The 21258-nt window shown below is 62.9% G+C and carries 15 protein-coding genes and 1 other RNA gene; 8 read left to right on the top strand and 8 right to left on the bottom strand.

Annotated features, from left to right (window positions below; all coding sequences use genetic code 11):
* Positions 1-50: 50 nt before the first annotated feature.
* Complete coding sequence (gene uraD, locus RR51_RS19640) at positions 51-566, bottom strand: 2-oxo-4-hydroxy-4-carboxy-5-ureidoimidazoline decarboxylase (protein WP_039614443.1); 516 nt, start codon at positions 564-566, stop codon at positions 51-53.
* On the bottom strand, positions 566-1492 hold the full coding sequence (gene puuE, locus RR51_RS19635; protein ID WP_013973531.1) for an allantoinase PuuE: 927 nt from the start codon (positions 1490-1492) through the stop codon (positions 566-568). Before puuE ends, uraD begins: the two co-directional genes overlap by 1 nt.
* Positions 1493-1890: 398 nt before the next feature.
* Here puuE and uraH point away from each other — a divergent pair, with 398 nt between their 5' ends.
* A complete protein-coding gene (gene uraH / locus RR51_RS19630) occupies positions 1891-2244 on the top strand; it encodes a hydroxyisourate hydrolase (RefSeq protein ID WP_003259496.1) in 354 nt (117 codons plus the stop codon).
* A 60-nt stretch (positions 2245-2304) separates the two neighbouring features.
* Here the strand turns inward: uraH and RR51_RS32005 are convergent, their stop codons facing one another.
* Complete coding sequence (locus tag RR51_RS32005) at positions 2305-3048, bottom strand: RHS repeat-associated core domain-containing protein (RefSeq protein ID WP_052261085.1); 744 nt, start codon at positions 3046-3048, stop codon at positions 2305-2307.
* Positions 3049-3214: 166 nt separating this feature from the next.
* Entirely contained in the window at positions 3215-4564 is a 1350-nt protein-coding gene (locus tag RR51_RS19620; protein ID WP_039614442.1) for an NCS2 family permease, read from the bottom strand.
* Between the two features lie 282 nt (positions 4565-4846).
* On the opposite strand from RR51_RS19620, the gene RR51_RS19615 reads away from it, so the two are divergent.
* Positions 4847-5602: a GntR family transcriptional regulator gene (locus RR51_RS19615; RefSeq protein ID WP_003259493.1), complete on the top strand. Its 756-nt coding sequence runs from the start codon at positions 4847-4849 to the stop codon at positions 5600-5602.
* Between the two features lie 236 nt (positions 5603-5838).
* Complete coding sequence (gene aqpZ, locus RR51_RS19610; RefSeq protein WP_013973527.1) at positions 5839-6537, top strand: aquaporin Z; 699 nt, start codon at positions 5839-5841, stop codon at positions 6535-6537.
* On the opposite strand, the gene guaD is transcribed toward aqpZ, so the two are convergent.
* The 4 genes from guaD to xdhA form a co-directional block, all read right to left on the bottom strand.
* Complete coding sequence (gene guaD / locus RR51_RS19605; protein WP_039614441.1) at positions 6534-7838, bottom strand: guanine deaminase; 1305 nt, start codon at positions 7836-7838, stop codon at positions 6534-6536. The genes aqpZ and guaD overlap by 4 nt on opposite strands.
* Before the next feature lie 10 nt (positions 7839-7848).
* Positions 7849-8694 carry a xanthine dehydrogenase accessory protein XdhC gene (gene xdhC, locus RR51_RS19600; protein ID WP_039614440.1) on the bottom strand — a complete coding sequence of 282 codons (846 nt, stop codon included), beginning with the start codon at positions 8692-8694 and terminating at the stop codon, positions 7849-7851.
* Positions 8695-8812: 118 nt separating this feature from the next.
* Positions 8813-11212 carry a xanthine dehydrogenase molybdopterin binding subunit gene (xdhB, locus tag RR51_RS19595; RefSeq protein WP_039614439.1) on the bottom strand — a complete coding sequence of 800 codons (2400 nt, stop codon included), beginning with the start codon at positions 11210-11212 and terminating at the stop codon, positions 8813-8815.
* The gene (xdhA, locus tag RR51_RS19590; RefSeq protein ID WP_015271156.1) at positions 11205-12659 is read right to left on the bottom strand and encodes a xanthine dehydrogenase small subunit; all 1455 of its coding nucleotides are present in this window, start codon (positions 12657-12659) and stop codon (positions 11205-11207) included. The genes xdhB and xdhA overlap by 8 nt, the downstream gene beginning before the upstream one ends.
* A 268-nt stretch (positions 12660-12927) precedes the next feature.
* On the opposite strand from xdhA, the gene RR51_RS19585 reads away from it, so the two are divergent.
* The 5 genes from RR51_RS19585 to ffs all read left to right on the top strand — a co-directional run bounded on the left by RR51_RS19585 (position 12928) and on the right by ffs (position 21168).
* Positions 12928-13587 carry a GntR family transcriptional regulator gene (locus tag RR51_RS19585; protein ID WP_013973522.1) on the top strand — a complete coding sequence of 220 codons (660 nt, stop codon included), beginning with the start codon at positions 12928-12930 and terminating at the stop codon, positions 13585-13587.
* Positions 13588-13590: 3 nt separating this feature from the next.
* Positions 13591-17079, top strand: a complete 3489-nt coding sequence (smc, locus tag RR51_RS19580; RefSeq protein ID WP_039614438.1) for a chromosome segregation protein SMC — start codon at positions 13591-13593, stop codon at positions 17077-17079.
* A gap of 205 nt (positions 17080-17284) precedes the next feature.
* Positions 17285-18175, top strand: a complete 891-nt coding sequence (gene zipA / locus RR51_RS19575; RefSeq protein WP_015271153.1) for a cell division protein ZipA — start codon at positions 17285-17287, stop codon at positions 18173-18175.
* A 237-nt stretch (positions 18176-18412) separates the two neighbouring features.
* Positions 18413-20743: an NAD-dependent DNA ligase LigA gene (gene ligA / locus RR51_RS19570; RefSeq protein WP_039614437.1), complete on the top strand. Its 2331-nt coding sequence runs from the start codon at positions 18413-18415 to the stop codon at positions 20741-20743.
* 328 nt (positions 20744-21071) lie between these two features.
* An RNA gene (gene ffs, locus RR51_RS28690) (signal recognition particle sRNA small type) lies at positions 21072-21168 on the top strand.
* The last annotated feature ends 90 nt before the right edge of the window (positions 21169-21258 follow it).

Raw genomic sequence — 21258 nt, 5'->3', positions numbered from 1 at the left:
ATCTCTTCTATGTTCGTTGTTCTGGATAAGGCTCAAGCGTTGCGGCGGCTTTACAGCTGCAGCAGGCGGAACAGGGCGATCAGGTTGATCTGCGCCAGGGCTTCCTTGAATTCGGCATCGGCATCGTTGTGGATGCGTTTTTCGAAGGAGGCGAGGATCTGGTGCCGGTTGCTGCCTTTTACCGCCATGATGAACGGGAACTGGAACTTGGCCTTGTAGGCGTCGTTCAGTTCGGTGAAACGGGCGAACTCTTCGGCGGTGCACTGGTGAATACCGGCGCCTGCCTGCTCGTTGGTGCTCGATTCGGTCAGCTCGCCCTGGATGGCGGCCTTGCCGGCCAGGTCCGGGTGAGCGTTGATCAGCGCCAACTGGTCGGCGTGGTTGGCGCTGAGCAGGATGTCGCTCATGCGCTGGTGCAGCGCCTCGATCTCGTCCAGTTCGCCCAGTTGGCCCAGTTCATAGGCTTTTTCGGCTACCCACGGCGAGTGCTCGTAGATGTCGGCGAAGGCCTTGACGAAGGCGTCGCGGTCCAGGGCGGATGGCTTGAGGGTCTTGAAGGCGGTCATCAGGCGTTCTCTTTCTTGTACGGGTGGGTGGCGTGCCAGTGGCGGGCGATGTCCACGCGACGGGCGAACCAGACCTGGTCATGGCTTTTTGCGTAATCGACGAAGCGCTTCAGTGCGGCCAGGCGCGCCGGGCGGCCGACCAGGCGGCAGTGCAGGCCAATGGACAGCATTTTCGGTGCTTCGGCGCCCTCGGCGTACAGCACATCGAAGGCGTCCTTCAGGTACTGGAAGAACTGCTCGCCGCAGTTGAAGCCCTGTACCTGGGTGAAGCGCATGTCGTTGGTGTCGAGGGTGTAGGGGATCACCAGGTGCGGCTTGCCGGTAGGGTTGTTCGGCTCCCAGTAGGGCAGGTCGTCGTCGTAGGTGTCGCTGTCATACAGGAAGCCGCCTTCCTCCATCACCAGGCGACGGGTGTTCGGGCCGGTGCGGCCGGTGTACCAGCCCAGCGGGCGCTCACCGGTGATTTCGGTGAGGATGCGGATGGCTTCGAGCATGTGCTCGCGCTCCTGGGCCTCGTCCATGTACTGGTAGTCGATCCAGCGGTAGCCGTGGCTGCAGATTTCATGACCGGCCTCGGCCATGGCACGGATCACGTCGGGGTGGCGCTGGGCGGCCATGGCCACGGCGAAGATGGTCAACGGCACGCCGCTGTCCTTGAACAGTTTCAGCAGGCGCCACACGCCGGCACGGCTGCCGTACTCGTACAGCGATTCCATGCTCATGTTGCGTACGCCCTGCAGTGGCTGGGCGGCGACCATTTCCGAGAGGAACGCTTCGGACTCCTTGTCACCGTGCAGGATGTTGCGTTCGCCACCTTCCTCGTAGTTGAGGACGAAAGACAGCGCGATGCGAGCGTTGCCCGGCCATTGCGGGTGAGGAGGGTTGTTGCCGTAACCGATCAGGTCGCGAGGGTAGTCAGCGCTCACTGCAGTCTTCCTTCTTGTGCGTTTGTGCGGGGGTGGGCGGACCGCGTCGGGATGTCGCACCACCGGATGGGCTGATTGTATACAACTTCTGAAATCTTTTGTAAGCCTGTTTTTCCGCATTTCTTCCCTTTTGTCGCCTCGCAGCAACCTTGAAAAACAGTGCAAGAAACCTGCCTGATTGGTCAGCTAATGATGTTGGTGTCGTTACCAGGCCTGTCTTTGCGATCGGTGGGTCGCTCAGGGGCAAGATTCGCTGCGGGCGACAGAAGGGTTGAAAAAATTGTGTACAATCTTGGCTTGGAATGTCTTAATGACGTCATTCCCGCCTGCCGCAGGCGCTATGCTGGTGCGACGGCTGAGTATTTTTTGCCCACAGATTGAACAAGAGGCGACAAGCAATGGGACGTTTGACCACACACGTACTGGATGCCGCGCATGGCTGCCCGGGCAGCTCGATCAAGGTCGAGCTGTACCGTGTCGAAGGCCAGCAGCTTGAGCTGGTGAACACCGCCCTGACCAACAGCGATGGCCGCGTCGATGCGCCGCTGCTGCAGGGTGACGATTATCGCACTGGCGTCTACCAGCTGCAGTTCAGCGCTGGTGACTACTACCGCGCTCGCGGTGTACAGCTGCCGGCCCAGGCGTTTCTGGATGTTGTCGTGCTGCGCTTTGGCATCGACGAGCAGCAGGAGCACTACCACGTGCCGCTGCTGATCTCGCCGTACAGCTATTCGACCTATCGTGGAAGCTAGTTGGTCGCTAGAAGAATCTTCGTAGGTCCTTTGGCCCGCTCTCACACTGGCGGGCTTTTTTTATTGGCGAATGGTGGTTTGTAGATTTGCAGGCGCGGACAGTATCCGGCCTGTTTTGTAGTTCGAATGAACTCCAGCACCTGCCATGATCCCACCTGCAAAGTTGAAGCTGAGCCCCACGGCTGCAGCCCCCGCCTGTTCATTGTTACTGCCTCGCAAGGCCTGTACGGCCACCTGGCCCCACTCGAAACTGGAACCGAAAAATAGCGTCGGCTCACTCAAGCTGTTTTTCTTGTTTGGGCTCAAACTTGCTGAAGCATTCTGTGATCGCAGGATGTACCTGTCAGCCTTCCAGTCAGGAATACTGGTATCCCTATTACTACCCATTGCCTTGTTGATGACCGCTGTCGCTTGTCCCCATTGCGAAGACGTGTCGACCTGTTCGTGCAAGCGTCGGCGGGTGGGGGAGAACTGTTCAATAGGAGCATCGCCTGGGATGAATATATTCTTGAGCGTTTTGGCGACGCCTTTAAAAAAACCATTGCTTCCCTTGGGGTCGATAAGGTTTACCGGGTCTCCTAGACAATATGCATAGGCATTCAAACCGCCTTCTAGAAATGGGCTGTAATCATCGGGACTCACGAACCTCATCAGCACGGGGCTGAATGCCCTGTGGCCGTTGCCGAGCGGGTAAGATCCGGAAACCGTATCCCGAAACTCTCCATTGAAACCAATCCGCCTTTTGTCTGCTCCGGTGAAGCCGTATGCGGTATAGGCCGATGGGAGGAGGGCGATGTTGAGCATTGGTAATGCCTATGGCGATAACGCTTGTGAGATTCCCCTGATTTTTAACCATTTCTGATATACCTTGCACCTGACAAAAATATCAGTACACCGGTATATGCGGTTGCTGCAAATGTGCCGAAAATGACAAAAGGCGCCTGAGCGCCCTTCGTCGATGCAGTGAAGGTCAGAGGAACACAAACTTGGCAATGAAAATCGCGCACAGCACCCACAGACTGGCGGAGATTTCCTTGTACTTGCCGGTACCTGCCTTCAGCGCGACGTAGCTGATGAAGCCCAGGGCAATACCATCGGCGACCGAGAAAGTCAGCGGCATCATGATCACCGTGACGATCGCCGGAATGCTGTCGGTAGCTTCGTCCCAGTGGATATGCGCCATGCTGGCCATCATCAGCATTGCCACGTAGATTAGTGCGCCCGCGGTGGCATAGGCCGGAATCATTCCGGCCAATGGCGCGAAGAACATGGCGGCAATGAACAGCAGGCCGACCACTACCGCCGTCAGGCCGGTACGGCCACCAGCGGCCACGCCGGCAGCACTTTCCACATAACTGGTCACCGGCGGCACACCGACCACGGCACCGAACACACTCGAAGCGCTGTCAGCCTTCAGCGCCTTCGACAAGTTCTCGATACGCCCGTCCGGTGCCACCAGGTTGGCTCGCTGCGCCACGCCCATTAGCGTGCCGGCGGTGTCGAACATGTGCACGAACAGGAACGCCAGCACCACGCTGATCATGCTGACGTTGAACACGCCAGCAACGTCCATGGCCATCCAGGTCGGCGCCAGGCTCGGCGGCATCGACATCACCCCGCCAAACTTGACCAGCCCCAGACCCCAGCCGGCCAGGGTGACACCGATGATGCTGATCAGGATCGCGCCGAACACCCGCTTGTAGCTGAGGATGGCGATCAGCAGGAAGCACACCGCCGCCAGCAGCGGCCCTGGCTCATGCAGCGAGCCCAGCTTGATCAGCGTGGCGGGGCTGTCGACGATGATGCCTGCCGTCTTCAGGCCGATCAGCCCGAGAAACAATCCGACGCCGGCCCCCATGGCATGGCGCAGGCTGACCGGGATGCTGTTGAGCAACCATTCGCGCACTTTCGACAAGGTCAGGAACATGAACAGCACGCCCGAGACGAATACTGCGCCCAGTGCCGTTTCCCAGTTGTAGCCCATGGTGCCGACCACGGTGTAGGTGAAGAAGGCGTTGAGCCCCATGCCCGGCGCCAGGCCCACCGGCCAGTTGGCGTACAGGCCCATCAGCAGGCAGCCCAGCGCGGCGGCGATGCAGGTGGCGACGAAGGCGGCACCGTGGTCGATGCCTGCGTCGGCCATGATGTTGGGGTTGACGAAGATGATGTAGGCCATGGTGATGAAGGTGGTCACGCCGGCGATCATTTCGGTTCTGACGGTGCTGCCGTGTTGCTTGAGTTTGAAAATCCGCTCCAGCCAGCTCGTTTCGAGCGGTGGAGCAAGATCCAGCGTAGGGGCTTCGGATTTGCGGCTTTCCACAGCGAGTACTCCTCAAGTCTTTCTTGTTGTTCTGGAACCATGGGCCTGCGCAATGCACTTGGCGGCTCCGCGAGGGAAGGCAGACGTCTGACCGGTTTGTTGACTTATGGGTCAAGAAGTTGCTCGGTGGATTATGCTTTTGTGTACAAATAAAGCAAATAATGTTTTATCTTTTGTGTGCGCAATACGTCGTACAACGGCTATATAGGTAAAAGGCCACCTGCAGAAACGGCTCAGCCTGTGTACAATGGCGCCATACTTTCCTTCGTGCCTCGAGAGCCCATGAACGAACAGCTGCAACCTCTGAAGAAACCTGCGCGTACCGGCAAGGCTGGCCGCAGTGGTACCCAGGACGACATCGTCTACGCGCATATTTTCGAGGCAATCCTCGAGCAGCGTCTGGCACCGGGTACCAAGTTGAGCGAGGAAGCGCTGGGCGAGATCTTCGGCGTCAGCCGCACCATCATTCGCCGCGCGTTGTCGCGGCTGGCCCATGAAAGCGTGGTGCTGTTGCGGCCGAACCGCGGTGCAGTGGTGGCCAGCCCTACGGTGGAAGAAGCCCGTCAGGTGTTCTTCTCCAGGCGCATGGTCGAACGGGCCATTACCGAACTGGCCGTGCAGCACGCTACCCTCGAGCAGCTCAATGAGCTGCGGCAGATGGTGCGTGAGGAGCGCGACAGCTTCTCGCGTGGTGACCGCGGTGCCGGCATTCGTCTTTCCGGCGAATTCCACCTCAAGCTGGCCGAGGCCGCGGGAAATGCGCCGCTGGTCAGCTTCCAGCGCAGCCTGGTGTCGCAGACTTCGTTGATCATCGCCCAGTACGAAAGCGGCAACCGCTCGCATTGCTCGTATGACGAACACATGCAGCTGATCGATGCCATCGAGGCACGCGATGCCGAGCAGGCGGTGAGCCTGATGATGCACCACATGGACCACATCGACAGCAAGCTGAACCTGGACGAGGAGAGTGCCTCGGACGATCTGCATGCGGTGTTCTCGCACTTGCTGAAAAAGCCCAAGGTATCGGTCAAGGGTTGATCGTTTGCCTGGTTGACTAAAGGGGGCTGCTTTGCAGCCCATTCGCAGCACAAGGCTGCTCCTACAGGCATTGCATAACCCCTGTAGGAGCAGCCTTGTGCTGCGAATGGGGCGCGAAGCGGCCCCCAGCCATTTCTGGCCATTAGCCTGGTGTCTGCTAAATTCTTGTGAGCAAACCTTCATCAAGCAGTTGGGCTTGCGCATTCGTTGCGTTCAACTTCTTGAGGAATGGACTCATGAGCATGTCCCTCGGTAAACGCATGGGGGCCGAGCTGGTCGGCACCTTCTGGCTGGTGCTTGGCGGCTGCGGCAGTGCGGTACTCGCCGCCAGCTCGCCCATCGGCATCGGTGTACTTGGCGTCGCCTTCGCCTTCGGCCTGACCGTGCTGACCATGGCCTTCGCCATCGGCCATATCTCCGGCTGTCACCTCAACCCCGCCGTGTCGTTCGGGCTGGTGGTGGGCGGGCGCTTTCCGGCCAAAGAGCTGCTGCCCTATGTGATCGCCCAGGTGATCGGCGCCATTCTGGCGGCAGGTGTGATCTACCTCATCGCCAGCGGCAAGTCAGGTTTCGAGCTGTCTGCGGGATTGGCTTCGAACGGCTACGCCGACCACTCGCCTGGCGGCTACACGCTCGGGGCGGGCTTTGTCAGTGAAGTGGTGATGACGGCGATGTTCCTGGTGGTGATCATGGGCGCTACCGACGCCCGGGCGCCAGCGGGTTTTGCGCCGATCGCCATCGGTTTGGCTTTGACCCTGATCCACCTGATCTCTATCCCGGTGACCAATACTTCGGTCAACCCCGCGCGTAGCACGGGGCCGGCCTTGTTCGTCGGTGGCTGGGCCCTGCAACAGCTGTGGCTGTTCTGGGTGGCGCCGCTGATTGGTGCTGCGATCGGCGGCGCACTGTACCGGGGTCTGGCAAAAGAACCTTAGCGCTGGTGCACGCAACGCCCAGCGGCGTAGGTTTCACGCACGGTGCGGTCGTCGCCTAGGGTGGTCAGCACGAACAGGGTTTCCTCGATGCTGTTGGACTGCTGGATGCGGTAGTCCAGCAGTGGCGTGGCCTTGTAGTCCAGCACCACGAAGTCGGCATCGTTACCCGGGCGCAGGCTGCCGATGCGGTCGTCCAGGCGCAGCGCGCGGGCGCCGCCGAGGGTGGCCAGGTACAGTGACTTGTACGGGTGCAGGCGTGCGCCCTGCAGTTGCATCACCTTGTACGCTTCGTTCAGGGTGTTGAGCAGCGAGAAGCTGGTGCCGGCGCCAACGTCAGTGCCCAGGCCCACATTGACCTTGAAGCGCTCGGCTTGGGGCAGGTTGAACAGGCCGCTGCCGAGGAACAGGTTGGAGGTGGGGCAGAAGGCCACCGCCGAGCCGGTTTCGGCCAGGCGCTGGCATTCGTCATCGCACAGGTGCACGCCATGGGCGAATACCGAGCGTTCGCCCAGCAGCTCGAAGTGGTCGTAGACGTCGAGGTAACCCTTCTGCTCGGGGAACAGCGACTTGACCCACTCGATTTCCTTGAGGTTCTCCGACAGGTGCGTGTGCATGTACACGCCCGGATGTTCCTTCAGCAGTTGGCCCGCCAGCGCCAGCTGTTCAGGCGTACTGGTCGGGGCGAAGCGCGGGGTGACTGCATAATGCAGGCGGCCCTTGCCGTGCCAGCGCTCGATCAGTGCCTTGCTTTCGGTATAGCCGGACTCTGCGGTATCGGTCAGGTAGTCCGGGGCGTTGCGGTCCATCATCACCTTGCCGGCGATCAGGCGCAGGTCCAGGCGTTCGGCTTCTTCGAACAGGGCATTGACCGATTCCGGGTGCACGCTGCCGAACACCAGGGCGGTGGTGGTGCCGTTGCGCAGCAGTTCCTTGAGGAAGATTTTCGCCACTTGGTCGGCGTGTTCCTTGTCGGCGAACTGTTTTTCGCAGGGGAAGGTGTAGGTATTCAGCCAGTCCAGCAACTGTTCGCCGTAGGAGCCGATCATGCCGGTCTGCGGGAAATGGATATGGGTGTCGATGAAGCCTGGGGTGATCAGTGCGTCCTGGTAGTGCTCGACCGGGATATCGGCGTCCAGGGTCGGCAACAGTTCGGCGGCGTGGCCTACGGCACTGATGCGGCCATTGTCGACCACCAGCAGGCCGTCCTCGAAGTATTCATGGGAAGCCTCCAGGCCCACCTCGGCCGGGTCGGCGATGCTGTGCAGGATGGCGGCACGGTAGGCTTTGCGGGTAACGGTCATAACACACTCGTCAAATGGCTTGGCTGCGCCGGGAGGGCGGCAGCAACTGGGCAATGGGGCCAGCATTGGCGGCAGCGTCGTGCTGGCCGAAGCAGGCGTTGTAGGTGGCGATGATTTCACCAGCGATGGACACGGCGATCTCGATGGGCAGCTTGCCCTTGACCTCGGCCAGGCCCATCGGGCAGCGCATGCGCGCCATCACGGCCTCGTCATAGCCGCGCTCGCGCAGGCGGTGTTCGAACTTGACCCGTTTGGTCTTCGAGCCGATCAGGCCGAACCAGGTGAAGTCGTTGCGCTTGAGAATGGCGGCGGTCAATTCCAGGTCGAGCTGGTGGTTGTGGGTCATGACGATGCAGTAGCAGCCTGGCGGCAGGTCTGCCACTTCGTCGACCGGATCCTCGCTGACCACCTTGGTCACCCCGTCGGGGATCAGGGCAGGGAATTCCTGCTCGCGCGAATCGATCCAGCGCACCCGGCAGGGCAGCGCGGCGAGCAAGGGTACCAGAGCCCGGCCGACATGGCCCGCGCCGAACACCGCGATCTGCGCCTGCACCGCGGCCATGGGTTCGAACAGCAGCACGGTGACGCCGCCGCAGCACTGGCCAAGGCTGGCACCGAGGCTGAAGCGCTCCAGATGCGGGGTGGTGCGGTGCTCTTCGAGCATTTGCCGGGCGATGTGCAGGGCCTTGTATTCCAGGTGGCCGCCGCCGATGGTGTCGAACAGGCCGCTGGCGCTGACGACCATTTTCGAGCCGGCATTGCGCGGGGTCGAGCCGCGCTCCTCGATGATGGTAACCAGCACGCAGGCTTCGCCACGGGACTGATGGTCGGCGAGGGCGTTGATCCATTGGTGCATGATGCAACCTCTCTATAGTCGCGTCGCGATCCCTGTGGGAGCGGGTTCACCCGCGAATGCGGCGGTCAAACCACTATCGCATTCGCGGGTAAACCCGCTCCCACAGGGCCCTGGATTGTCAGTGAGACACGGTTTCCAGCTCCGGCTCGGCAGGTTGCGCTGCAGCCACTGCCTTGCGCATCTGCTCGCAACCCCACAACACCCGCTCCGGCGTCGCCGGTGCATCCACCTGTGGCTGCACGCGGTAGTCGGCGATGCTGGCCACGGCGTCCTTGATCGCGCACCAGGCGGCGATGCCGAGCATGAACGGCGGTTCGCCCACGGCCTTGGAGTGGAACACGGTGTCCTCAGGGTTCTTGCGGTTTTCCACCAGCTTTACCCGCAAGTCCAGCGGCATGTCGGCCACTGCCGGGATCTTGTAGCTGGCCGGGCCGTTGGTCATCAGCTTGCCCTTGGCGTTCCACACCAGTTCTTCGGTGGTCAGCCAGCCCATGCCCTGGATGAAGCCGCCTTCCACCTGGCCGATGTCGATGGCCGGGTTCAGCGAATCACCCACATCGTGCAGGATGTCGGCGCGCAGCATCTTGTATTCGCCGGTCAGGGTGTCGACGACCACCTCCACGCAGGCGGCGCCGAAGGCGAAGTAGTAGAACGGCCGGCCACGTGCCTGGCTGCGGTCGTAGTAGATCTTTGGCGTGCGGTAGAAACCGGTGCTGGACAGCGACACTTGGGCAAAATAGGCCTGCTGCACCAGCTGCTCGAAGCTGACGATCTGGTCGCGCACGCGCACATGGCCGTTGCGGAACTCGACGTCTTCCTCGGTCACCTGGTAGTGCCGTGCGGCGAACTCGGTCAGGCGCTTTTTGAGGATCTCCGCAGCGTTCTGCGCTGCCTTGCCGTTCAGGTCGGCACCACTGGAGGCAGCGGTCGGTGAGGTGTTGGGCACCTTGTCAGTATTGGTGGCGGTGATCTGGATACGGCTGAAATCGACCTGGAAGATCTGTGCCACCACCTGGGCCACCTTGGTGTTCAGGCCCTGGCCCATCTCGGTGCCGCCATGGTTCAGGTGGATACTGCCGTCGGTGTAGATATGAATCAGCGCACCGGCCTGGTTGAGGAAGGTGGCGGTGAACGAAATACCGAACTTGACCGGTGTCAGTGCCAGGCCCTTCTTCAGGACCGGGCTGTTGGCGTTGAAGCGGCGGATCGACTCGCGGCGCTCGGCATAGTCACTGCTGGCTTCCAGTTCGGCGGTCATCTCTTCGAGCATGTTGTGCTCGACGGTCTGGTAGTAGTGGGTGACGTTGCGCTCGGTCTTGCCGTAGTAGTTGGCCTTGCGCACCGCCAGCGGGTCGCGGCCCAGGTGGCGAGCGATGTGGTCCATCACCTGCTCGATGGCGACCATCCCTTGCGGGCCGCCAAAGCCGCGATAGGCGGTGTTGGAGGCTGTGTTGGTCTTGCAGCGGTGGCCGTGCACGGTGGCATCGCCCAGGTAGTAGGCATTGTCGGAGTGGAACATGGCGCGGTCGACGATCGAACCGGACAGGTCGGGCGAGTAGCCGCAGTTGCCGGCCAGGTCGAAGTTGATGCCGTGCAGGCGCCCGTCGTCGTCGAAGCCCACGTCGTACTCGACGTAGAACGGGTGGCGTTTGCCGGTCATGGTCATGTCTTCGACCCGTGGCAGGCGCATCTTGGTCGGCTGGCCGGTCAGGCGCGCCACCACGGCGCACAGGCACGCCGGGCTGGCGGCCTGGGTTTCCTTGCCACCAAAACCGCCACCCATGCGGCGCATGTCCAGCACCACCTTGTTCATTGGCACGTCGAGTACTTCGGCGACCAGTTTCTGCACTTCGGTGGGGTTTTGCGTTGAGCAGTAGACGATCATGCCGCCGTCTTCGGTGGGCATCACCGAGGAAATCTGCGTTTCCAGGTAGAAGTGCTCCTGGCCACCGATGTGCAGGGTGCCCTGGATGCGGTGCGGTGCACTGGCCAGGGCAGCGGCGGAATCGCCACGCTGGTGGGTGTGGCTGTCGAGCACGAAGTGCTTCTTGCGCAGTGCTTCGACCACATCCAGCACCGGCTCCAGGTCTTCATACTCGACGATGGCGGCCATGGCCGCACGGCGCGCGGTATCGAGGTCGCGGGCGGCCACGGCGAGCACCGGCTGGCCGAAGAACTCGACCTTGTCGATGGCCAGCAGCGGGTCGCCGGCTACCACCGGGCCAATGTCCTTGAGGCCGGGGATGTCTTCGTGGGTGATGGCGATGCGCACGCCCTCGAAGGCATAGCACGGCGTGGTGTCGATGCGCAGGATGCGCGCGTGGGCGCGGTCGGCGGTGCGCGCATAGACGTGCAGCTGGTTGGGGAATTCCAGGCGGTCGTCGATGTACACGGCCTCGCCGGACACATGCTTGTCGGCGCTGTCGTGCTTGACGCTGCGGCCGACCCCGGTGGTCAGGTCCTGGCTGAACAGTTCGGCCATCTCGGCCTGGCTCTTGGCTACGTGATGGTTAGACATAAGCGGTCACCCGGGTTTCGATGTACGGCGTTTGCTGTTCGATGAAGTACTTGCGCAGCAGGTTCTGGGCGGTCAGCAGGCGGTATTCCTTGCTGGCGCGGAAGTCGCTGAGCGGGGTGAAGTCTTCCGCCAGGGCCTGGCAGGCGCGCTCGATGGCAGCCTGGTTCCACGGCTTGCCGCGCAGCGCCGCTTCGCAGGCACGGGCCCGTTTGGGGATCGCCGCCATGCCGCCGAAGGCGATGCGCACACCGCTGACCACGCCGTCTTCGATGCTCAGGTTGAAGGCGCCGCATACGGCAGAAATGTCATCGTCCAGGCGTTTGGACACTTTATAGGCGCGGAACGCCCAATCGCTGGTGGCGCGCGGCACGATGATCTTCTCGATGAACTCGCTGTCCTGGCGGGCGGTGATGCGGTAGTCGATGAAGTAGTCTTCCAGTGGCATCACCCGCTGGCGATCGCCCTGGCGCAGGACGATCTGTGCATCCAGGGCAATCAGCAGGGGTGGCGAGTCACCGATTGGCGAAGCGTTGCCGATATTGCCGCCCAGGGTGCCCTGGTTGCGGATCTGCAGCGAGGCGAAGCGGTGCAGCAGGGCACCGAAGTCCGGGTATTCCTCGTTCAGCGCACCGTAGCAGTCGGTGAGCGGTGTGGCGGCGCCGATTTCCAGATGGCTGGCGGTTTTCTCGATGCGCTTGAGCTCGGCCACATGGCCGACGTAGATCATCACCGGCAAGGTCTTGTGGAACTGGGTGACTTCCAGTGCCAGGTCGGTACCGCCGGCCAGCAGCCGCGCTTCGGGGTGCGAGCTGTACAGGTCGGCCAGGTCGGCCACGGTCAGTGGTACCAGGCAGCGCTTGTCGCCACTGTTCAGTTCGCCGGTCTGGGTTGGGGCAATGGCCTTGAGGCGGCTGATGGTCTGTGCCTGCTGGGCATCGAACTGGTCGCGGCAGGGCTGGCGGCAGCTCTGCTCGGCGGCGTCGAGGATCGGCCGGTAGCCGGTGCAGCGGCACAGGTTGCCGGCCAGGGCTTCCTGGGCCTGGTGCAGGTCGGGGCCGCTGCTGTTCTTCTGCAGGGCGAACAGCGACATGACGAAGCCGGGTGTACAGAAGCCGCACTGCGAGCCATGGCAATCGGCCATGGCCTGTTGCACGCTGTGCAGCTGGCCCTGGTGCTTGAGACCCTCGACGCTGATCAGTTGCTTGCCGTGCAGCGACGAGACGAAGGTCAGGCACGAGTTGAGGCTACGGTAGCGGATGCTGTCGTTGCCCTGGTCGTCCTGGGTCAGTTCGCCGACCACCACTGTGCAGGCACCGCAGTCACCACTGGCGCAGCCCTCCTTGGTGCCAGGTTTGCCCAGGTGCTCGCGCAGGTACTGCAGCACCGTCATGTTCGGGTCCAGGGCATGCTCACTACGCAGCTCCTGGTTTACGAGAAACTGGATCACGGGGATGGCCTCGCAATGGTTTTATTGTTGTTGGGCGGACTCTAAGCAAGAGCTGTCCAGCTGGTCAATATTTTTCTGACTCAAAGGTCAAGAAATTGCTCATGTCCAAGCCCGGCCGCACACATTGCCCATATTCCAAGCATAGATCGCGCCGGGCGTGTGGTTGCCTTGCAGGTCAAATAAACCGCCAGGCCCCTCTGCGCGATCAGCGGCCAAGTACGCTACAATCCGCTCCTTGTGCCCAGTTCAATGATTTTGAAGGAAAACCATGACGTTCAAGGCCCCGGACAGCCTCTCCGAGCAGATTGCCGATTACCTGGCCGAACGCATCATCCGTGGCGAGCTGGCGCCAGGCGAGCGTATCCAGGAGCAGAAGGTCACCCAGGCACTCAACGTCAGCCGCGGCTCGGTGCGCGAGGCGCTGCTGATCCTCGAACGCCGCCACCTGGTGGCGATCCTGCCGCGCCGGGGTGCCCATGTGACCGAGCTCGACGAGCGCAGTGTGCGCAGCCTGTGCGCACTGATGGGCGAGTTCTACATCCTGCTGGGTAACGCGGTTGCGCAAAAATGGCGCACCGATGCCGACCTGCGCCCGTTCCTGGAGATCCAGCAGCGCCTGCAGCGAGCCCATGACCAGCTGGACATCAAGGCCTTCGTCGCCGACAGCTTCGCAGTCATGCGGGCGGCCTACCCGTTCGCCGACAACCCGTTCCTGCAGGAAACCGTGGAAAACCTGCAGCCGGCGATGAGCCGTGCCTACTACCTGTCGCTGGACCAGCGCCAGGCCAGCATGATCGACTATCTGGACCTGTTCGCCCGCCTGCTCGACGCCGTGATCGCCCGTGACCTGCCGCGCATTCGCGAGGTGCTCACCGCCTATGGCCAGCGCAGCTGCGAACTGGTGCTGGCGGCGTTGGCCCGAGGCTGACCGATGCGCCTGAAGTGCATTCGCCTGGCCGGGTTCAAGTCGTTCGTCGACCCCACCACGGTCAATTTCCCCAGCAACATGGCGGCCGTGGTCGGCCCCAACGGCTGTGGCAAGTCCAACATCATCGATGCCGTGCGCTGGGTGATGGGCGAGAGTTCGGCGAAGAACCTGCGCGGCGAGTCGATGACCGATGTCATCTTCAACGGCTCCAGTGGCCGCAAGCCGGTCAGCCAGGCCAGCATCGAGCTGGTGTTCGACAACAGCGAAACCACCCTGGTCGGCGAATACGCCGCCTACGCCGAGATCTCGATCCGCCGCAAGGTCACCCGCGACGGGCAGAACAGCTACTACCTCAACGGTACCAAGTGCCGCCGGCGCGATATCACCGACATCTTCCTCGGCACCGGCCTGGGGCCGCGCAGCTACTCGATCATCGAGCAAGGCATGATCTCCAAGCTGATCGAGGCCAAGCCCGAGGAGCTGCGCAACTTCATCGAGGAAGCCGCCGGTATTTCCAAGTACAAGGAACGCCGCCGGGAAACCGAGAGCCGCATCCGCCGCACCCAGGAAAACCTGGCGCGCCTGACCGACCTGCGCGAAGAGCTGGAACGCCAGCTGGAGCGCCTGCACCGCCAGGCCCAGGCGGCCGAGAAGTACCGGGAATACAAAGCCCAGGAACGCCAGTTGAAGGCGCGCCTGTCGGCCTTGCGCTGGCGTGATCTGGACGAACGGGTGCGCCAGCGCGAGGCGGTGATCGGCGACCAGGATGTGTCCCATGAGGCGCTGGTGGCCGAGCAGCGCAATGCCGATGCCAGCATCGAGCGCCTGCGCGATGGCCATCACGAATTGTCCGAACGCTTCAACCAGGTGCAGGGCCGCTTCTACTCGGTGGCCGGTGACATCGCCCGGGTCGAGCAGAGCATCCAGCACGGCCAGCAGCGCCTGCGCCAGTTGCAGGATGACTTCAAGGAAGCCGAGCGCACGCGCCTGGAAACCGAGTCGCACCTCGGGCACGACCGCACCCTGCTGGCTACCTTGGGCGAAGAGCTGGCAATGCTCGAACCCGAGCAGGAAATGACCTTGGCCGCTGCCGAAGAAGCCGCTGCTGCCCTTGAAGAGGCCGAGCTGGGCATGCACGGCTGGCAGGAACAGTGGGACAGCTTCAACAGCCGTTCCGCCGAGCCGCGCCGCCAGGCCGAAGTGCAGCAGGCGCGTCTGCAGCAGCTGGAAGCCAGCCTGGAACGCCAGGCCGAGCGTCAACGTAAGCTGGGCGAGGAGCGCGAGCTGCTGGGCAGCGACCCGCAGGATGCGGCCATGCTCGAACTGGCCGAGCAGCTGGCCAGTAGCGAAATGTTGCTGGAAGAGTTGCAGTTGGCCGAAGAGCAGATGGTCGAGCGCCTGGAAGGCGCGCGTGAACAACTGCGGCAGGCTACCCAGGCTCAACAGCAGGCGCAGGGCGACCTGCAACGCCTGGGTGGCCGCCTTGCCTCGCTCGAAGCCTTGCAGCAGGCGGCCCTTGAGCCGGGTGCAGGTGCTGCGGACTGGCTGCAGGACCAAGGCCTGGAGCAACGGCCGCGGCTGGCTGAAGGGTTGCGGGTTGAGCCGGGCTGGGAGCTTGCGGTAGAAACCGTGCTTGGCGCCGACCTGCAGGCTGTACTGGTGGACGACTTCAGTAACCTGGATTTTGCCGGCCTGGAGCAGGGCGAGTTGCGCTTGCTGCTGGCAAGCGGTACCGGCTCGTCGCTGCCTGGCAGCCTGCTGGAAAAGGTCGAAGGCCGCGTCGACCTGGCGCCCTGGCTGGGCCACGTCAAACCCGCGGAAAACCTTGCCCAGGCACTGGCGCAGCGCGCCTCGCTCGGCGAAGGCCAGAGCCTGGTCAGCCGCGATGGCTACTGGGTCGGCCGACACTTCCTGCGGGTGCGCCGTGGCGGCGAAGCCGAAGGCGGCGTGCTGGCACGCGGCCAGGAGATCGAGCGCCTCGGCCAGGAGCAGCTGGAGCAGGATGCGGCGCTGGAGCAGTTGGAACAGCAACTGCAGGCCCTGCGCGAGCAGCAGCTGGACCTTGAAGAACAGCGTGAACAACTGCGCCGTCGCACCCAGGAAGAAAGCCGCCTGCATGGCGAACTGAAGGCCAACCTGTCGGCTGGCCGCGCACGTGCCGAGCAGGTCGAACTGCGCCGCCGGCGCCTGCAGGAAGAGCTGGCCGAACTGGAAGAGCAGCGCGCTCTGGAACATGAGCAACTGGGCGAAGCCCGCCTGCTGCTGCAGGAGGCCCTGGAGCTGATGGCCCAGGACACCGAGCAGCGCGAGCAGTTGATGGCCCGCCGCGACACTTTGCGCGAAAGCCTCGATCGGGTGCGCCAGGAGGCCCGTCAGCACAAGGATCACGCCCACCAGCTGGCTGTCCGCCTGGGCTCGCTGCGTGCCCAGCACGACTCCACCCGGCAGGCACTGGAGCGCCTGGAGCAGCAGGCCGCGCGCCTGATCGAGCGCCAGGAGCAACTGAGCCTGAACCTGGAAGAGGGCGAGGCCCCGCAGGAAGAACTGCGCCTGAAGCTGGAAGAGCTGCTGGAGCGGCGCATGAGCGTCGACGAGGAAATGCGCCAGGCCCGCCTGCACATGGACGAAGCCGACCGCGAACTGCGTGACGCCGAAAAGCGTCGTACCCAGGCCGAGCAGCAGGCCCAATTGCTGCGTGGCCAGCTGGAGCAGCTGCGCCTGGAGTGCCAGGGCCTGGATGTGCGGCGCAAGACCTTGCAGGAGCAGTTGCTGGCCGACGGCTACGACCTGCAAGGTGTGCTCGCCACTCTCGAGGCCGAGGCCAGCGAGCAGGGTACCGAACAGGAGCTGGAGCAGCTCGAGGCGCGTATCCAGCGCCTGGGGGCGATCAACCTGGCGGCCATCGAAGAGTACGAGCAGCAGTCCGAGCGCAAGCGCTACCTGGACGCCCAGGACGCCGACCTGGTCGAAGCCCTGGAGACCCTGGAAAACGTCATTCGCAAGATCGACAAGGAAACCCGCAACCGCTTCAAGGATACCTTTGATCAGATAAATGCCGGATTACAGGCACTTTTCCCAAAAGTTTTCGGTGGTGGCAGCGCTTATCTGGAACTGACGGGCGAAGATCTACTCGATACAGGGGTAACGATCATGGCGCGACCACCGGGCAAGAAGAACAGCACCATCCATCTGCTGTCCGGCGGCGAGAAAGCACTGACCGCATTGGCGCTGGTGTTTGCCATCTTCAAGTTGAACCCCGCACCGTTCTGCATGCTCGACGAAGTCGACGCGCCGCTGGACGATGCCAACGTCGGGCGCTACGCCCGCCTGGTCAAGGAAATGAGTGAAAGCGTGCAGTTCATCTACATCACCCATAACAAGATTGCCATGGAGATGGCGGATCAATTGATGGGGGTGACCATGCATGAACCGGGCTGTTCACGTCTGGTTGCCGTCGATGTGGAGGAGGCCATGGCCATGGTCGATGCCTGATGCTCGACGATAAGGGCATATTCCGTAGCGAAATGCCCCCGCCATGTGCGACAGACGGTGTAAAGTTGTCTTTGGTCGTGCTAGCTTAATGTCACTCGTTTTTTGCGTGGGTAAAACGCCTGTCAGAACATAGAGTTGGCGCCACGTGTTAAAGGGCTTTGAACCCTTTGTTTTCAAGCATATTTTTATAGAGGCACGGGATTACATGGAAATCGGTCTGCGCGAGTGGCTGATCGTCATCGGCATCATTGTCATTGCCGGGATTCTTTTCGACGGCTGGCGCCGCATGCGCGGCGGGAAAGGCAAGTTGAAATTCCGTCTGGATCGCAGTTATTCCAACCTGCCGGACGAAGAGGGCAATGCCGAAGTGCTTGGCCCGTCGAGGGTGCTGGATACCCACAAGGAGCCTGAGCTGGACGAAAGCGACCTGCCGTCGCTCAGTGCTTCTGCGCGTGATCGCGAGCGCGAGCCCAAGCCGGCCAAGGCTGCCAAGCGCGGCAAGCGCGCCACCGCTGCTGCGGATGCACAGCAGGGCGACCTGAACCTCAGCGCCGAGCCACGCGAGCCCGACCTGTTTGCCGACAGCGATGATGACTTTGCCGCAGAAAATACCCGCAGCAACGGTGCGGCGCCTGCCAGCAGCAGCGTCAAGGAGCTGCCGCCGGCCGAGGAAGTGCTGGTGATCAGCGTCATCTCCCGCGACGAGGGTGGCTTCAAGGGCCCGGCGCTGCTGCAGAACATTCTGGAAAGCGGCCTGCGTTTCGGCGAAATGGACATCTTCCACCGTCACGAGAGCATGGCCGGTCACGGCGAGGTGCTGTTCTCCATGGCCAACGCCGTCAAGCCCGGCGTGTTCGACCTGGACGACATCGACCACTTCAGCACCCGCGCGGTGAGCTTCTTCCTCGGCCTGCCGGGCCCGCGTCATCCGAAGCAGGCCTTCGACGTGATGGTGGCTGCGGCGCGCAAGCTGGCGCACGAACTGAACGGTGAGCTCAAGGACGACCAGCGCAGCGTGCTGACCGCCCAGACCATCGAGCACTATCGCCAGCGCATCGTCGAGTTCGAGCGCCGTGCGCTGACCCAGAAGCGCTGACAGATCCAGACGAAAGAGCAGCCTCAGGGCGTGCTGGTCGGTTCGGGTGTTGTTATCGCCTGTTCCGGCCCCTTCGCGGGTAAACCCGCTCCTACAGGGACACCACAGCCCTTGAGGTTTGTGGTGTCCCTGTAGGAGCGGGTTTACCCGCGAAGAGGCCGGCACAGGCAATAAATACCTCAAACCCCCGGCACCACCCCAGGCTGCTCTTTTGCTTTGCAAGAGAAGACAGATCCCATGACCGCCGAAACCCGTATCCACGAACTGCGTGCCGAGCTCGACCAGCACAACTACCGCTACTACGTGCTCGATGAGCCAAGCGTGCCCGATGCCGAATACGACCGCCTGTTCAACGAGCTCAAGGCGCTTGAAGCCGAATACCCGCACCTGGTAACCCCTGACTCGCCCACCCAGCGTGTCGGTGGCGCAGCCCTGGCCGCGTTCAGCCAGGTCCGCCACGAAGTGCCCATGCTCAGCCTCGGCAACGCGTTTGAAGAAGCCGACCTGCGTGAGTTCGGCCGCCGCGTGGTAGACGGCCTCGACCAGCCCGGTGCGGTCGACTACAGCTGCGAGCCCAAGCTTGACGGCCTGGCCGTGAGCTTGCTGTACCGCGACGGTCTGCTCGTACAGGGCGCCACCCGTGGCGACGGCACCACCGGCGAAGACATCAGTGCCAACGTACGCACCGTGCGCAACATCCCGCTCAGGCTGCAAGGCGAGGGATGGCCTGCGGTGCTGGAGGTGCGCGGCGAGGTGTACATGAGCAAGGCCGGTTTCGACCGTCTCAACGCCGCCCAGGCTGAAGCCGGCGGCAAGACCTTCGCCAACCCGCGCAACGCCGCCGCCGGCAGCCTGCGTCAGCTGGACCCGAAAATCACCGCCAGCCGCCCGTTGGAGTTCTGCTGCTATGGCGTCGGCCAGGTGTCCGCGAGCATCGGCGACAGCCACATCGGCATCCTCGAACAGCTCAAGGCCTGGGGGCTGCCGATCAGCCGCGAACTCAGGCATGCCGCCGGCATCGAAGAATGCCTGGCCTACTACCGCGACATCGGCGAGCGACGCAACAGCCTGCCCTACGAAATCGACGGCGTAGTGTTCAAGGTCAACAGCCTGGCCGCCCAGCGTGAACTGGGCTTCCGCGCCCGTGAGCCGCGCTGGGCGATTGCCCACAAGTTCCCGGCCATGGAGGAGCTGACCGAGGTGCTGGATGTCGAGTTTCAGGTCGGCCGCACCGGCGCGGTAACGCCCGTGGCACGCCTGAAACCGGTCAAGGTGGCCGGTGTGACCGTGTCCAACGCTACCCTGCACAACATGGACGAAATCGCCCGCCTGGGCCTGCGCGTTGGCGACACGGTGATCATCCGCCGCGCCGGTGACGTGATTCCGCAGGTGATGCAGGTGGTGCTGGAGCGCCGCCCGGAAGATGCGCGCCCGGTGCAGGTGCCGAGTGAGTGCCCGGTATGCGGCTCGCAGGTCGAGCGTACCCAGTTGGTCAAGCGTAGCAAGGGCAAGGAAACCACCAGCGAGGGGGCGGTGTACCGCTGCGTCGGTCGCCTGGCCTGTGGCGCCCAGCTCAAGCAGGCAATCATCCACTACGTGTCGCGCCGCGCCATGGACATCGAAGGCCTGGGCGAGAAGAGCGTCGAGCAACTGGTGGACGAAGGCCTGATCGGCTCGCCGGCCGACCTGTACAAGCTGGAATTCGACCAGATCGTCGGCCTGGAAGGCTTTGCCGAAGTGTCCAGCAAGAAGCTGCTGGATGCCATCGAAGCCAGCAAGCGCCCGGGCCTGGCGCGCTTCATCTACGCCCTGGGTATCCCGGACGTAGGCGAGGAGACGGCCAAGGTGCTGGCCCGTTCGCTGGGCAGCCTGGCGCGCGTGCAGCAAGCGCTGCCGCAAGTGCTCACCTACCTGCCGGACATCGGCCTGGAGGTGGCGTACGAGATCCACAACTTCTTCGAGGACGAGCACAACCGCAAGGTCATCAAGCAGTTGCTCGACAGCGGCATGCAACTGCAGGACGAAGGCGAGCTGGCTGCCGAGTTCGCCGCCAGCACCACCCTGGCCGGCATGATCGCCAAGCTCGACATCGCCTCGGTTGGCCCGACCGGTGCCGAGAAGCTGGTTGCCAAGCTAGACAGCCTGGACAAGATCATCGCCGCCGACGGTATCGACCTGCGCCAGGCCCTGGCGGCCAAGCAGGCCGAAGCCGTGCGCGAGTTCTTCAAGGATGAAGCCAACCAGAAGCTGGCCCGGGACATCGAGGCACAGTTGCTGGCGTTCGGCATGCACTGGAGCAGCGAGAAGAAAGTGGCCGAAGGCTTGCCGCTGGCCGGCCAGACCTGGGTGCTGACCGGCACCCTGGAGCGCATGAGCCGCGACATCGCCAAGGAAAAGCTGGAAAGCCTGGGGGCCAAGGTGGCCGGTTCGGTTTCCGGCAAGACCCACTGCGTGGTGGCGGGGCCGGGGGCGGGGTCCAAGCTGGCCAAGGCCAGTGAGTTGGGGGTGAAGGTGCTTGATGAAGATGCCTTCGTCACTTTCCTGGGCGAACAGGGCATCGCTGTCTAACGCCCTGCGCAATCCCCTGTGGCTTGCGCGGTCCTTGTGGGAGCGGGCATGCCCGCGAACACGGGCGAAGCCCGTGCCATCCACCGCGTTACCTGCTTCGCGGCGGTTCGACGCCTCGACACGCCCGCTCCCACAAGTCCTGCGCTGGTCTTGCTGTCAGCGTTAACCCTGTAGGAGCGGATTCACCCGCGAATTGGCAGCCCCAGACCACCCGGCCCGGACAAGTCATTGAGAAATGATGACTTTTTCTCCTCCAGAGGTTGTATCTGCCCCCAAGACCGGTACAATGGCGCCACTCGCTGTTCAGCGAGCCTTGTAGTGGTGGCCCCATCGGTCCCCCCGCATTGATTACCCGTTAACCTGGTCAGGCCCGGAAGGGAGCAGCCATAGCGGGAACATCGAGTGCCGGGGTGTGGCTGGTGGGGCCGCCTCCATTTCAGGTCCTTGAATTCTCAAGGATTTCTCGCATTACCCAACTTCGCTCTGGTTTGGCCGCCAGTCCTGCCGCGACCGCG

The organism is Pseudomonas sp. C5pp (genome assembly GCF_000814065.1).
Taxonomy (GTDB): domain Bacteria; phylum Pseudomonadota; class Gammaproteobacteria; order Pseudomonadales; family Pseudomonadaceae; genus Aquipseudomonas; species Aquipseudomonas asiatica.
Note: the sequence above shows the minus strand (reverse complement) of the source record. Positions and strands in the feature narration are given on the sequence as shown.

What these genes read in the sequence shown, in the direction of transcription:
- uraD (WP_039614443.1), bottom strand. Translation starts at nt 566, where the DNA reads ATGACCGCCTTCAAGACCCTCAAGCCATCCGCCCTGGACCGCGACGCC.
- uraH (WP_003259496.1), top strand. Translation starts at nt 1,891, where the DNA reads ATGGGACGTTTGACCACACACGTACTGGATGCCGCGCATGGCTGCCCG.
- RR51_RS32005 (WP_052261085.1), bottom strand. Translation starts at nt 3,048, where the DNA reads ATGCTCAACATCGCCCTCCTCCCATCGGCCTATACCGCATACGGCTTC.
- RR51_RS19615 (WP_003259493.1), top strand. Translation starts at nt 4,847, where the DNA reads ATGAACGAACAGCTGCAACCTCTGAAGAAACCTGCGCGTACCGGCAAG.
- aqpZ (WP_013973527.1), top strand. Translation starts at nt 5,839, where the DNA reads ATGAGCATGTCCCTCGGTAAACGCATGGGGGCCGAGCTGGTCGGCACC.
- guaD (WP_039614441.1), bottom strand. Translation starts at nt 7,838, where the DNA reads ATGACCGTTACCCGCAAAGCCTACCGTGCCGCCATCCTGCACAGCATC.
- xdhC (WP_039614440.1), bottom strand. Translation starts at nt 8,694, where the DNA reads ATGCACCAATGGATCAACGCCCTCGCCGACCATCAGTCCCGTGGCGAA.
- xdhB (WP_039614439.1), bottom strand. Translation starts at nt 11,212, where the DNA reads ATGTCTAACCATCACGTAGCCAAGAGCCAGGCCGAGATGGCCGAACTG.
- RR51_RS19585 (WP_013973522.1), top strand. Translation starts at nt 12,928, where the DNA reads ATGACGTTCAAGGCCCCGGACAGCCTCTCCGAGCAGATTGCCGATTAC.
- smc (WP_039614438.1), top strand. Translation starts at nt 13,591, where the DNA reads ATGCGCCTGAAGTGCATTCGCCTGGCCGGGTTCAAGTCGTTCGTCGAC.
- zipA (WP_015271153.1), top strand. Translation starts at nt 17,285, where the DNA reads ATGGAAATCGGTCTGCGCGAGTGGCTGATCGTCATCGGCATCATTGTC.
- ligA (WP_039614437.1), top strand. Translation starts at nt 18,413, where the DNA reads ATGACCGCCGAAACCCGTATCCACGAACTGCGTGCCGAGCTCGACCAG.